The organism is Kitasatospora sp. NPDC101176, from assembly GCF_044768035.1.
GTDB lineage: Bacteria > Actinomycetota > Actinomycetes > Streptomycetales > Streptomycetaceae > Kitasatospora.
Genome location: NZ_JBIWPA010000017.1, coordinates 169,014 through 181,846, shown reverse-complemented (window position 1 = coordinate 181,846; position 12,833 = coordinate 169,014). Strand labels below are relative to the sequence as shown.

General features: G+C 72.2%; 9 protein-coding genes, 2 pseudogenes and 1 riboswitch. Of the genes and pseudogenes, 3 read left to right on the top strand and 8 right to left on the bottom strand.

All coding sequences use genetic code 11. The features are described 5' to 3' along the window. Both ACIRS1_RS23255 and ACIRS1_RS23250 read left to right on the top strand, forming a co-directional pair. Positions 1-91: pseudogene (locus ACIRS1_RS23255) on the top strand (ABC transporter ATP-binding protein); the annotation flags it as partial. 59 nt (positions 92-150) lie between these two features. After that, complete coding sequence (locus tag ACIRS1_RS23250) at positions 151-2,709, top strand: ABC transporter permease (RefSeq protein WP_402842880.1); 2,559 nt, start codon at positions 151-153, stop codon at positions 2,707-2,709. Between the two features lie 180 nt (positions 2,710-2,889). Here the strand turns inward: ACIRS1_RS23250 and ACIRS1_RS23245 are convergent, their stop codons facing one another. From ACIRS1_RS23245 to ACIRS1_RS23215, 7 genes and pseudogenes are all read right to left on the bottom strand, one after another. Next, a complete protein-coding gene (locus ACIRS1_RS23245; RefSeq protein ID WP_360221355.1) occupies positions 2,890-4,257 on the bottom strand; it encodes an NAD(P)/FAD-dependent oxidoreductase in 1,368 nt (455 codons plus the stop codon). Positions 4,258-4,685: 428 nt separating this feature from the next. Continuing rightward, positions 4,686-5,621, bottom strand: coding sequence for an exopolyphosphatase (locus ACIRS1_RS23240; protein WP_402842895.1), 936 nt, complete (start codon positions 5,619-5,621; stop codon positions 4,686-4,688). A gap of 170 nt (positions 5,622-5,791) precedes the next feature. Next, positions 5,792-6,319, bottom strand: a pseudogene (locus tag ACIRS1_RS23235) (DUF501 domain-containing protein); the annotation flags it as partial. After that, positions 6,291-6,776, bottom strand: a complete 486-nt coding sequence (locus tag ACIRS1_RS23230; RefSeq protein WP_402842876.1) for a septum formation initiator family protein — start codon at positions 6,774-6,776, stop codon at positions 6,291-6,293. The pseudogene ACIRS1_RS23235 and the gene ACIRS1_RS23230, both read right to left, overlap by 29 nt. Positions 6,777-6,894: 118 nt before the next feature. Next, complete coding sequence (eno, locus tag ACIRS1_RS23225) at positions 6,895-8,181, bottom strand: phosphopyruvate hydratase (RefSeq protein WP_360221361.1); 1,287 nt, start codon at positions 8,179-8,181, stop codon at positions 6,895-6,897. A gap of 240 nt (positions 8,182-8,421) precedes the next feature. Beyond that, entirely contained in the window at positions 8,422-9,333 is a 912-nt protein-coding gene (locus ACIRS1_RS23220; protein WP_402842873.1) for a transglycosylase family protein, read from the bottom strand. A 1-nt stretch (position 9,334) separates the two neighbouring features. Next, positions 9,335-9,505, bottom strand: a riboswitch (cyclic di-AMP (ydaO/yuaA leader). A gap of 210 nt (positions 9,506-9,715) precedes the next feature. Continuing rightward, positions 9,716-11,020 carry a cytochrome P450 gene (locus ACIRS1_RS23215; protein WP_402842870.1) on the bottom strand — a complete coding sequence of 435 codons (1,305 nt, stop codon included), beginning with the start codon at positions 11,018-11,020 and terminating at the stop codon, positions 9,716-9,718. Positions 11,021-11,232: 212 nt separating this feature from the next. Between ACIRS1_RS23215 and ACIRS1_RS23210 the strand changes: the two genes are divergently transcribed. Continuing rightward, positions 11,233-11,652, top strand: coding sequence for an SDR family NAD(P)-dependent oxidoreductase (locus ACIRS1_RS23210; protein WP_402842868.1), 420 nt, complete (start codon positions 11,233-11,235; stop codon positions 11,650-11,652). 29 nt (positions 11,653-11,681) lie between these two features. Here the strand turns inward: ACIRS1_RS23210 and ACIRS1_RS23205 are convergent, their stop codons facing one another. Further along, positions 11,682-12,707 carry a MazG family protein gene (locus tag ACIRS1_RS23205; protein WP_402842865.1) on the bottom strand — a complete coding sequence of 342 codons (1,026 nt, stop codon included), beginning with the start codon at positions 12,705-12,707 and terminating at the stop codon, positions 11,682-11,684. Positions 12,708-12,833 lie beyond the last annotated feature (126 nt).

Here is a 12,833-nt window from a genome sequence, read left to right as displayed (position 1 = left end):
CGGCCGCATCGTCGACGAACTCCACACGCCCACCGCCGACACCGTCCTGGACCGCATGCGCCGCTTCGACGCCAAGGGCCGCACCAGCTGAGCCCACGACAAGTCAGGGCCCGCCGGCCCGCCGCCACTCCGCGAACCCCAGGACGCCCCATGTATCGCACCGCACTGCGCAACGTGCTGGCCCACAAGGGCCGACTCCTCATGACGGCCCTGGCCGTCATGCTCGGCACCGCCTTCGTGGCGGGCACCATGGTCTTCTCCGACACCTTCGGCAAGGCCATGCGGGACAGCAACTCCAAGAGCTACTCGGACGTCTCCGTCCAGGTCGTCGACCGCTCGGCCGGCTCCCAGGCCAGCGCCCGGGAGAAGAGCGAGGGCAGCGCCGCCTCGCTCACCGACGCCACCGTCCAGCAGCTGGCCGCCCTGCCCGGCACCGCCAACGCGCGCGGCGTGGTCAGCGGCTTCACCGGCGTCGCCGACCGGAGCGGCAACCTGATCGGCCAGGCGTGGTCCGCCAAGGGCGCCAACTTCGCCCCCGGCGCGGACGGCAAGGACACCCGGTACCCGATCGCCGAGGGCCAGGGCCCGAAGAACGCCAAGGAGATCGCGCTCGACCGCAAGACCGCCGACGAGGCGGGCTACAAGGTCGGCGACACCGTCCGGGTCGCCGCCAACGGCCCGGTCATCGAGGCGAAGCTCACCGGCGTCTTCACCACCGACGACCCGGTGGTGAGGACGGGCGGGACGCTCACCCTCTTCGACCGCGCCACCGCCCAGCAGCTGCTGCTGGAGCCCGGCCGCTACAGCAGCGTGGTGCTCACCGCCAAGCCCGGCGTCACCGACGACGCGCTGCTCGCCCAGGTCCAGCCCAAGCTGTCGGCCGGCAAGCACTTCGACGCCGAGACCGGTGAGCAGCTCAAGGCCGACGAGCAGAAGATGATCACCGACGCCACCAGCGCGCTGCGCACCGTGCTGCTCGCGTTCGCCGGTATCTCGCTCTTCGTCGGCATCTTCATCATCGCCAACACCTTCACCATGCTGATCGCCCAGCGCACCAAGGAACTCGCCCTGCTCCGGGCGATCGGTGCCAGCCGCAAGCAGGTCACCCGCTCGGTGCTGGTCGAGGCCCTGGTGATCGGCACCCTCGCGGCCGTGGCCGGCCTGCTCGCCGGTGTCGGGATCGGCGCCGGGATGCAGTCCCTGATGCGCGTGTTCAACGAGAACATGCCGCAGGGCTCGCTGGTGATCAAGCCGCTCACCGTCCTGGTGACCCTCGTGGTCGGCGTCCTGGTGACGGTCCTGTCGGCCGTCCTGCCGGCCCTGCGCGCCGCCCGGATCGCCCCGGTGGCCGCGATGAGCAGCGGCGACCAGCCGGTGAGCCAGAAGAGCCTGGTGGTCCGCAACACGATCGGCTCGCTGCTCGCCGCCGGCGGCCTCGCACTGATCGGCTACGGCGCCTCGACCGGGAACGACACCGGCCGGATACCGGTCGCGCTCGGCGCCTTCCTGGCCCTGATCGGCGTGTTCGTGCTGCTGCCCCTGCTCTCCCGCCCGATCATCGCCCTGATCGGTCCGGCGCTCCGCAAGCTGGCGGGCACCCCGGGGAAGCTGGCCCAGCAGAACTCCGTCCGCAACCCGCGCCGCACCGCGGCGACCGCCGCGGCGCTCACCATCGGCCTGACCCTGGTCAGCGGCCTCACCGTGATCGGGGCCTCGGTCACCGGCGTGATCGACAGGTCCATCACCAACTCGATGAAGGCCGACTACCTGGTCGGGGCCGCCAACGGCATGCCGCTGTCCGACCAGGTGCCCGCCGAGATCGCCAAGGCACCCGGCGTCACCGCCTCCTCGCCGCTGACCGAGGTCTACTGGCAGCTGAACGGCACCACCAAGGCGATCAGCGGTGTGAACGCCGACAGCTTCGACCAGCTCGCCTCGGTCAAGCTGACCAGCGGTTCCACCGGCGCGCTCGGCAAGGGCCAGCTGCTGGTCGACCAGGACGTCGCCACGAAGTTCAACGTCACCACCGGCTCGACGCTGACCGTGACCTACCCGGACGACTCCACGGGGCAGCTCACCGTCGGCGGCGTCTACGAGAAGGGCGGCGTCCTCGGCCCGGTCGTCCTGGCCAACAGCGAGGTCCTCAAGCACGAGGCCAAGCCGTACATCTCGGACATCCTGGTCAAGGGCAAGGACGGTGCCACCGCCGCGCTCAAGCAGTCCATCAAGGACGCCACCGGCGCCAACCCGGTGATCCAGGTCAAGTCCATGCAGGACGTCCGGGACGGCTTCAGCCAGGCCATCACCTTCGTGCTGAACCTGATGTACGGCCTGCTGGCGATGTCGGTGCTGGTCGCGATCCTGGGCGTGGTCAACACGCTGGCGATGTCGGTCTTCGAGCGCAAGCGCGAGATCGGGATGCTGCGGGCGATCGGCCTGGACCGCCGGGGCATCAAGCGGATGGTCCGTCTGGAGTCCGTGGTGATCTCGCTCTTCGGCGCGGGCGTCGGCATCCTGCTCGGCTGCTTCATCGCCTGGGCGATCAACGGCACGCTGAAGTCCAGCCTCGCCGGTCTGACCACCGTCCTGCCGTACGGCCAGCTGGCGATGTTCCTGGGCCTGGCCGGCCTGGTCGGCCTGGTGGCCGCGATCTGGCCGGCCCGCCGGGCCTCCAAGCTGGACATCCTGGAGAGCATCAAGACCGACTGACACCGGACACCGGAACGCGAGGAGCCCCTGCCAGAGGGTCGGCAGGGGCTCTTCGCTACTTCTGTACTCCGCCCGGTCGCACGGCCGGCTGAGCACCACGGAGGTCGTGGTCCGGCGACACTGCCGGGCGGAGGGCCTCCGACTCATACCCCGGTGCTCCCACACCGGGGCCTCAGTCGCTTACTTGCTCGCGAGTTCCTTCTCGGCGGCCGGCTTGGCGGCCTCCACGGGCTTCGTGGGCGGGGTGACCTCCTGGATCGGGAGCTGCGGCTTCTCCATCTGGGAGAGGCCGACCATCTCGCGCTTCAGGAACATCGCCAGGGTCCAGTCGGTGAAGACGCGGACCTTGCGGTTGACGGTCGGGACCATCGCACCGTGGTACAGGCGGTGGAACCACCAGGCCGGACGGCCCTTCAGCTTGTACTTGCCGAAGAGGATCGCCACGCCCTTGTGCAGGCCGAGACCGGCGACCGCACCCAGGTTCTTGTGCTTGTACTCCTTCTGCGGGAAGCCGCGCATGCCGGAGATCACGTTGTCACCGAGGACGACGGCCTGGCGGCAGGCGTGCTGCGCGTTCGGCGGGCACCAGGCGCCCTCGCCGGCGGCGAGGTCCGGGACCTGGGCGTTGTCGCCCGCGGCCCAGACGTAGTCGAAGCCCTGGACCTGGAGGGTCGGCGCGGTGTCGACGTGGCCGCGCGGGCCCAGCGGCAGGCCGAACTCGGCCAGCACCGGGTTCGGCTTCACGCCGGCCGTCCACACGATCGTGGAGGCGTCCATCTCCAGGCCGTTCTTCAGCACGACGTGGCCGTCGACGCAGGAGTCCATCGAGGTCTCGATGTAGACCTCGATCTGCCGCTCCTCGAGCTTCTCCTTGGTCCACAGACCGAGGTCCGGGCCCATCTCGGGGAGGATGCGGTTGGCGGCCTCGACCACGACGAAGCGCATGTCGTCGCGGCTGACGGTCCGGTACAGCTTGGACGCGTCGCGCGCCATGTCCTCGATCTCGGCGATCGTCTCGATGCCGGCGAAGCCGCCGCCGATGACGACGAAGGTCAGGGCCTTGCGGCGGACCTCCTCGTCGGCGGTGGACTCGGCCTTGTCGAGCTGGGCCATGACGTGGTTGCGGAGGCCGATGGCCTCCTCGACCGTCTTCATGCCGATGCCGTGCTCCGCCAGACCCGGGATCGGGAAGGTGCGGGAGACCGAGCCGGTCGCGACGACCAGGTACTCGAAGGGCAGCTCGTAGCTGTCGCCGGCCGCGGGCTGGATCGTGGCGACCTTGCGGGCGTGGTCCACACCGGTGACCGCACCGGTGAGCACCTCCGCCTTCTTGAGGGCGCTGCGCAGGGGCGCGACGAGGTTGCGGGGCGCGACGTTGCCGCCGGCCGCCTCGGGGAGGAAGGGCAGGTACGTCATGTACGACCGCGGGTCGACGACCGTGACGGTCGCTTCGCCGTAACGCATCTTCTTGAGGATGCGCATCGCGGCATACAGGCCGACGTAACCACCGCCGACAATGAGGATGCGAGGACGCTCCGTGGTGCTCATATCGGAAAGTATCCAGCACCGTTCGGAGCAGCCTTCGTGAGCCCGGTCACAAGCTCCTGGACACCCCGTGCTACACTGCGCGGCCGCAAAAGCGGCCCGGGGCCCCCTGCTCACGGCCCCGCGCACACCCCCGTGAGCCCACGCCGGAGCACCACCCTGCTGAGCAGCAACGATCCGTACAGGGCCTGGGTTCCCGCCGATGATTTCGATTTTCAAACCTCAGCCGAGGCCTGGCCTGCGATCCAGCGGTCGTCACGGGGAGCGAGCCTTCAGTCCCACATTTCGGACATGGCGGGCGGGCGACCGCGGCGAAAGGCCGGATCGTCACGTGAAGAAATTCACGAAGTTTTTCGCCCGGGCCCGGGCGCGCCCCGGCCCCGGGCCCCCCGAGGGGGCGCCGGGGCCGGTTCGGTAAGTCCCACCGGGCGTCAGGAGGCCATACTCCAGGCGATGCCGTCCAGGATGTCGTGCTCGCTGACGACCACCTCGGCGGCGCCGGTCCGCTCCATGATCTCCAGCAGTTCGAGCGCGCCGGCCGCGATCACGTCCACCCGGCCCGGGTGCATCGACGGGATGGCGGCGCGCTCGGCGTGGGTGGCGGCCAGCAGCTCCCGGGCGATCCCGGCGACCCGCTCCCGGCTGATCCGCGAGTGGTGGATCCGCGCCGAGTCGTAGGCGGGGAGCTCCTGGGCGATGGCGGACACCGTGGTGACCGTCCCGGCCAGGCCGACCAGGGTGGCCGCCCCGGTCAGCGGCACGACCTCCGCGGCCTTGTCGAGCTCGGCCCGCACGTGCGCCCGGGCGGTCTCGACCTGCTCCGCGGAGGGCAGCTCGGCGCCGCCGAAGTGCCGCTCGGTGAGCCGGACGCACCCGATGTCCACCGAGCGGGCGGCCTGCACGTCCGTGCCGCCCAGGACGAACTCGGTCGAGCCGCCGCCGAGGTCGAACACCAGGTACGGCGCCGGGAACTGCCCGCCGGTCAGCTCCTTGGTGGCGCCGGTGAAGGACAGGTGCGCCTCCTCCTCGCCGCTCACCACCTCGGGCTCCACGCCCAGGGCGTCGCGCACGCCCTTGACGTACTCGTCGCTGTTCTCGGCGTCCCGCGAGGCGCTGGTGGCGACGAAGCGGGTGCGCTCCGGGCCGACGCCGAAGCCGGCGATGACCTCGCGGTACTCGCGGCAGGCCGCGAAGGTGCGGGCCAGCGCGTCCGGGTGCAGCCGGCCGGTCTGGTCCACGCCCTGGCCCAGCCGGTTGACGATCATGCGGCGGTCGAGATCGGTGATCTCCCCGGTCTCCGGGTCCAGGTCGGCGACCAGCAGGCGGATCGAGTTGGTGCCGCAGTCGATCGCGGCCACGCGCGTCATGCTCACTCGGACTCCCCCTCGGCGTCACCGGCGGCGGCCCCGCCGGAGGCCGTCTCCTCCGCGGCGAGCCGCTTCGCGGCGCGCTCGGCGGTGAGCTGCTGCTTGGCCTCGATGACGGCCTGGTGGTCCTGCTCCTTGGCCCGGTTGCGGGCGACCCTCGCGCCCGCGGCCTCGACCTCGGCCGGGGAGACGCAGGGGCCCTTGGCCCACCAGTCCTCCAGCATGCCGATCGCCTCGTCGCCGAGCGGGTTGACGCCCTCGCCGGCCGCCAGCGAGTGGCCGACCAGCACGTGCAGGCACTTCACCCGGTCCGGCATGCCGCCGGCGCTCGGGAAACCTTCCAGCACCTCGATGGCGTCGCGGCGGGCGATGTAGTCCTCGTGCGCCTTCTGGTAGGCGGCGGCCAGCTCCGGGTCCTCGGCGAGCCGGGCGGTCTGGTCCTTCATCACGCCGTCCGCCTCCAGGGTGCCGATCAGCGAGGCGGCCTTGGGGCAGGTCAGGTAGTAGAGCGTCGGGAACGGCGTGCCGTCGGGCAGCCGGGGTGCCGTCTCCACGACGTCCGGGTTGCCGCAGGGGCAGCGGTGCGCGACGCCGCGCAGGCCGCGCGGCACCCGGCCGAGCTGGGCGGCGATGGCCGCGACGTCGGCGTCGGAGACGTTGGGGTGGTTCTCAGTGGTCATGGGGGGAGGTGTCTCCAGCGGGGGACGGTGGGAGCGGACGGGGGGTGGCGGGGGCCAGCGCGGCGGTGTCGGCAGCGTCCACCGAGTCCCAGATGCTGGCGTACCAGGGCTTGGCGGCCTTCACCGGGCCGGTGGCCGAGCCCTCGGAGGGGCCGGGGCCGGCGGCGGACGCGGAGGGCTGGGCGGCGGCCTGGCCGGCCGGGTCCACCGCGATGTACGGGGTCTCCCCCGGCATCGCGTAGTGCAGCCGGGCGCGGGCCTGCGCCCTGACGTACTCCGGGTCCTGCCAGCGGGCCTTGTCCCGGCGCAGCTGCTCGACCTGCTGGCGCGCGTGGTCGGCCTTCGCCCGTTGGGCGGAGATCTCGGCGCGCTGGGAGATGAACTGCCGCGTCGGGTAGGCGAGGATCGCCACCAGCGAGCAGAGCACCAGGACGAGGACGGTCGCCCGGCTCGTGAACCGAGGCCGGGCCGCCAAGCCCGGGATCCTCCAGCCTGCCATCTCCCGTATCCCCTCCTGGTCGCGACGGTGCCCCGCCGTCCACCCTACGGGGTGAACGGCGGGGCACCGGTCAGGCTTGCGCGACCTCGCGGTCTCAGCCCTCGTGCTTGAACCGCGGGAAGGCGCCGCGGCCGGCGTACTCGGCGGCGTCGTCGAGGATCTCCTCGATGCGCAGCAGCTGGTTGTACTTGGCGACGCGCTCGGAGCGGGCCGGGGCACCGGTCTTGATCTGGCCGCAGTTGGTGGCGACGGCCAGGTCGGCGATGGTGACGTCCTCGGTCTCGCCGGAGCGGTGCGACATCATGCAGCGGTAGCCGTTGCGCTGGGCCAGCTCGACGGCGTCCAGGGTCTCGGTCAGCGAACCGATCTGGTTCACCTTCACCAGCAGCGCGTTGGCGGTGCCGGTCTCGATGCCCTTGGCCAGGCGGGCCGGGTTGGTGACGAACAGGTCGTCGCCGACCAGCTGGACCTTGTCGCCCAGCTTGACGGTCATGGCCTTCCAGCCGTCCCAGTCCGACTCGTCCAGCGGGTCCTCGATGGAGACCAGCGGGTAGGCGGCGACCAGCTCGGCGTAGTACTCGATGAGCTCGGCGGCGGAGAGGGCCTTGCCCTCGAACTGGTAGGCGCCGTCCTTGTAGAACTCGGAGGCGGCCACGTCCAGGGCCAGCGCGACGTCCCGGCCGGGCACGTAGCCGGCCTTCTGGATGGCCTCGGTGATGAGGTCCAGGGCCTCGCGGTTGCTGTCCAGGTTCGGCGCGAAGCCGCCCTCGTCGCCGAGGCCGGTGGACAGGCCGCGCTCCTTCAGCACGCCCTTGAGGGTGTGGTAGACCTCGACGCCCCAGCGGACGGCCTCGGAGAAGGACTCCGCGCCGATCGGGGCGATCATGAACTCCTGGATGTCGACGTTGGAGTCCGCGTGCGAGCCGCCGTTGAGGATGTTCATCATCGGCACGGGCAGCACGTGGGCGTTCGGGCCGCCCAGGTAGCGGAACAGCGGCAGGTCGCTGGCCTCGGAGGCGGCGTGCGCCACGGCCAGCGAGACGCCGAGGATCGCGTTGGCGCCGAGCGAGGACTTGTCCGGGGTGGCGTCCAGGTCGAGCATGGCCTGGTCGATCAGGCGCTGCTCGGTGGCGTCGTAGCCGACCAGCTCCGGGCCGATCTGCTCGATGACGGCCAGGACGGCCTTCTCCACGCCCTTGCCGAAGTAGCGGTTCTTGTCGCCGTCGCGAAGCTCCAGGGCCTCGAAGGCTCCGGTGGAGGCACCCGACGGGACAGCGGCACGGCCGGTGCTGCCGTCGTCGAGGCCCACCTCGACCTCGACCGTGGGGTTGCCACGCGAGTCGAGGATCTCACGGGCTACGACGACATCGATGGACGGCACGAGGCATCTCCTTGCGGAAGCAGGGTCCGGCTGACGTTGGTGCTGCCGGCGGGACGATTGCGGAGTCGTTACGACCAGAGCCTAACCGCCCGGACCCCCGGGGCCACGCTGGCCTCGGTCCCGTCTCAGCGTGTGGCCGCACTACCCACCGGTAGTTCACCCGCCCGCCCGGGCGAACCGGCCCGAATCCGGGCGGAGGGGGACGGATCCCGCCCCCTCCGCCCGGCGGGCGGGAGCGGCTCAGCCGAGGTGCAGGACCTGGCCGGGCATGATCAGGTTCGGGTCGCCGCCGACGGTGCCGCGGTTGCCGTCGTAGACCGACCGCCAGCCGCCGGTGACGCCCTGGGCGGCGGCGATGGTCGACAGCGTGTCGCCGGACCGGACGGTGTAGTCGTGGCCGCCCTGCGCGGCGGCCGGGGCGGTGCGCACGGCCGGAGCGGGCTGGGCGGCCTGCGGCGCGTAGTGCTGCTGGGCGGCGGCCTGCGGCGCGAACTGCTGGTAGACGCTCTGGTGGCTGGTCCAGTACCAGGTGCCGTTGTTCTGGTACCAGAACACCTTCGCGTCGGCGTCCCAGCCGGCCTTGCCCGAGAAGCCCGGGGCCTGCGGCTGCGCCTGCTGCGGCGCGGGCTGCTGGGCGGCCGGCTTCGGGGCGGCCGGCTGGGCGGGCTTGGCGGCGGGCTGCGCCGGCTTGGCCGCGGGCTGGGCCGGCTTGGCGGCGGGCTTCGCGGCGGCGGGCTTGTCGTCCGAGGAGGTGTCGACGCTCGCCGGCGCGCCGCCCTTGCTCAGGCCGGCCTTCTGCGAGCAGACCGGCCAGGCGCCCGGCCCCTGCGAGGCGAGGACCTTCTCGGCGACGGCGATCTGCTGGCCCTTGCTGGCCTGGTTGGCCTGCGGCGCGTACGCGGTGCCGCCGTACGCCTTCCAGGTGCCGGAGGTGAACTGCAGGCCCCCGTAGAAGCCGTTGCCGGTGTTGATGCTCCAGTTGCCACCGCTCTCGCACTGGGCGACGGAGTCCCAGGCGGAGGCCGGGGCGGCGGAGGCGCCGGTGGCGGTGAGGATCGGCATCGCGAGTCCGACGCCGGCCACACCGGCGACGGCGATGGCCTTCTCGGCCTGGGTACGACGACGGTGGCGGCCAGTTCCAACGAACAGCATGAAGGTCCCTCTCCGCACGCCTGCGAGGTGAGCTGTCGGGTTCGGACCGGGAGGTGGCCCGGCCGCCGTCAGCGGAAACGATTCCGCTCGGGCGGCTTCACCCCAAGCCGTGGGGAAACGGCAACAAACCTGGTTCCCCCGCCCCTGCCCAGGGTTCTGGTCGGTTTCCCGTGACGCGGCGGGCAGGATTCGGCGTCCCGCGCACGAGGTCCGCAGCTGCGAACTCCAGGGAGAGTAGACAGATCCTCAGACCAATCACAAGCTCATATCACCGATATCACACAGAAATCACGACCCGCGCTCGATCGCCCACCAACCGTGCGGCTATGTCCGGATTGATGGAGGTTCAGCCACCGCTCCAACGGCCGCCGGCGACACCCAGTCAGCGTGTCGGAGGGTCCGAAGGTTCCCGGGGGACGGCCGGCGGCGCGTGCGGGGAACGGCTCTCCGGGCTGAATTCCACCGGGAGTTCCCGCAGTCCCCGCATGATCAGGCCACCGCGCCAGCGCAGATTCTCCGGCCTTTCCGCCAACTGCAGATCCGGCAGCCGGGAAAGCAGCGTGGCCAGCGCGCTCCGGCCCTCCAACCGGGCCAGCGGGGCCCCGATGCAGTAGTGGATCCCATGGCCGAAACCCAGGTGCGGGTTGTCCGTTCGCGCCAGGTCCAGGGTGTTCTCGTCCGAGAACCTGGCCGGATCCCGGTCCGCCGCGGCCAGCACCACCAGCACCGGGTCCCCCACCGGGATGTCCACCCCGCCGATCGACACCGGCCGGGTCGCGAACCGCCACGTCGCCAGCTCCACCGGCCCGTCGTAGCGCAGCAGTTCCTCGATCCCGGTCTCCAGCAGCGCGCTCTCGCCGCGCGCCACCGACTCCTGCAGCAGCCTGCGCTGCTCCGGGTTGCGCAGCAGCGCGTACGTCCCGTTGCCGATCAGGTTGACGGTCGTCTCGAAGCCCGCGAACAGCAGGATGAAGGCCATCGCGGCGGCCTCGTTCTCGGTCAGGTGCTCCCCGTGGTCGCTCGCCCGGATCAGGCCCGAGATCAGGTCGTCCCCCAGGTCCGCCCGCTTGCGGTGGATCAGCTCCAGCAGGTACGCCCGCATCCGCTTCACCGCCCGGCCCACGCCGCCGCGCTGGCCGCCGCCGTGCCGGATCATCATCCCCGCCCAGTCGCGGAAGTCGTCCTGGTCCTCGGCCGGCACGCCCAGCATGTCGCAGATCGCGTAGATGGGGAGCGGGAACGCGAACTCGTGGATCAGGTCCGCCGACCCGCGCTGCGCGAAGCCGTCGATCAGGCGGTCCGTGAGCTGCTGCACCCGCGGCTCGAACTCCGCGACCCGGCGCGGCGTGAACGCCTTCGACACCAGGCGGCGCAGCCGGGTGTGGTCCGGCGGGTCGATGTTCAGCAGGTGCGTCATCAGGTCCGCCTGGCGCTCCCCCGGGATGCCGACCCGGCCCGTGCGGTGGGCCTGCTCGCTGTGGTGCGCCGGGTTCTTCGACAGCCGGCCGTCCGCGAGCGCCTGCCGCGCGTCCGCGTACCGGGTCACCAGCCAGGCCTCCACCCCGCTGGGCAGCGTCGTGCGGTGCACCGGGGCGTGCTCGCGAAGCCAGGCGTAGGCGGGGTACGGATCTGCGGCGAACTCCCAGGTGAAGAGCTGCGGGGCGGTGGGGGCGGGCTGCGCTGACATGGACCGACCGTATCCGGTGCACCGGGGCCCGCCGCCCCGCGGACGCGGGTTCCGCGACGGACCCTTGGACAGGTCTTAACCGTAGGGCGGGCGTGAGCCTGGTCACCTGAGGGGTAATCCCTGTTGCGGAGGGTCAGGTCGTGCCTACGATCCTCCGCAGAAATCGTGGGCGCCGGTGCGGTGTCGCCCACAGGGAGGAGCAGACCATGCGGGTGAGCGGGGCAGTCGTCGTCATCGCGGTACTCGACGGCGGGTCGGGAGCCGACCTCGCCCGCCGGTTCACCGCGGCCGGCGCCGCCGGTGTGCTGATCGCCGACCAGCACGTCGGCGTGGCCGAGGACCTCGCCACCGAGCTCGACCGGCCGGGCTGCCCGGTCGTCGGCGTCGGCGGGGACATCCGCCGCCCCAGCGACGTCGCCGCCCTCGTCGACACCGCCGAGAAGCACCTGGGCCCGATCGACCTGTTCTGCGTGGCCGGCCCCGGCGGCGAGCGGATCGTCTCCCTCGCCGACCTGCCCGACCACCTCGACCTGGAACGCCTCGCCGAGCTGCTCGCGCTCGTCGGCGAGGCGATCGGCGAGGTCGTCCCGCCGCAGCGGGGGCCGGTCGGGAGCACCGCCGCCGCGGCCTGAGCCGGCCCCTCCGCCCGGCGGCCGGCCGGCTACTCGGCGGCCGGTTCGAGGCCCTCGGCCGCGCGCACCGCGTCCCGGTACCCGCGCGCGGCCGACCGCAGCGCCGCGTCCACGTCCACCCCGGCGTCGTACGCCCGCTGCACGACCGCCACCAGCAGCCGGCCCGCCGACTCCGCCGTCAGCCCCCCGGGCAGCTCGTACGGCTCGTCCGGCACGCCCGCGAAACCGGCCTTGCGCACCCGCGACACCAGCTTCGCCGCGTACGCCAGCGACGGCAGCCCGGCCGGCACGCCGTCCAGCACCGACTCCCGGTCCGACTTCTCGGCCGCCTTCAGCTGCTCCCAGTTGGCCTCCACCTCGGCGGCGCCCTCCGCGGTGACGTCACCGAAGACGTGCGGGTGCCGGTAGACCAGCTTGTCGACGAGGTCGCCGGCCACGTCGTCGATCGAGAACGCCTCCGACGGGTGCTCCTCGGCGATCCTGGAGTGGAAGAAGACCTGGAGCAGCACGTCCCCCAGCTCCTCGCGGAGCGTCTCCCGGTCCCCCTCCTCGATCGCCTCGACGAGCTCGTACGCCTCCTCGACCAGGTACTTCACCAGGCTCTCGTGCGTCTGCTCGGCGTCCCACGGGCAGCCGCCCGGCGACCGCAGCCGGTCCATCACCGAGACCAGGTCCAGCAGGCGCGCCCCCGGGAGGTCGTAGGAGCCCGGCAGCACCTCGATCTCCGGCACCTCGCCCGCGTGCTCCACGGCCAGCCGGGCCAGGGCGTCCGTGAGCCCCGGATCCCCGTCCGGACTCCCCAGCCACACCGTCGCCCCGGTCTCCGCGGGCGCGGTCAGCAGCCGGGCCAGGGCCGGCGCCGACCCCGGCGCCACCACCTCCACCACGACCCCGGCCTGCCGCACCGCCGCCACCTGCGGGTGCGCCTCGTCCGCCACCAGCACCCGGCCGGCCGACCGCAGGGCCTCCCACGCCGGCCACGCCAGCAACCCGGGGGCCACCCGGTGGGTGGTGGTCAGCAGGATCAACTTCGCGCCCGGAACATTCGTCGTCACACCCCCGAACCTACCCGTCCGCGCCCCCGCCCCGGGCCGGAGAAGGGCAACTGCGCCCGGCTCCCGGCCGGCCGCCGCGGACACGCGACGGCGGTCCCGGGCCGGGCCCGGGACCGCCGTCGCCCG

Excerpts from the sequence above, each read along its gene's own strand:
- ACIRS1_RS23250 (WP_402842880.1), top strand. The coding sequence starts at position 151 with ATGTATCGCACCGCACTGCGCAACGTGCTGGCCCACAAGGGCCGACTC.
- ACIRS1_RS23245 (WP_360221355.1), bottom strand. The coding sequence starts at position 4,257 with ATGAGCACCACGGAGCGTCCTCGCATCCTCATTGTCGGCGGTGGTTAC.
- ACIRS1_RS23240 (WP_402842895.1), bottom strand. The coding sequence starts at position 5,621 with ATGACGCGCGTGGCCGCGATCGACTGCGGCACCAACTCGATCCGCCTG.
- ACIRS1_RS23220 (WP_402842873.1), bottom strand. The coding sequence starts at position 9,333 with ATGCTGTTCGTTGGAACTGGCCGCCACCGTCGTCGTACCCAGGCCGAG.
- ACIRS1_RS23215 (WP_402842870.1), bottom strand. The coding sequence starts at position 11,020 with ATGTCAGCGCAGCCCGCCCCCACCGCCCCGCAGCTCTTCACCTGGGAG.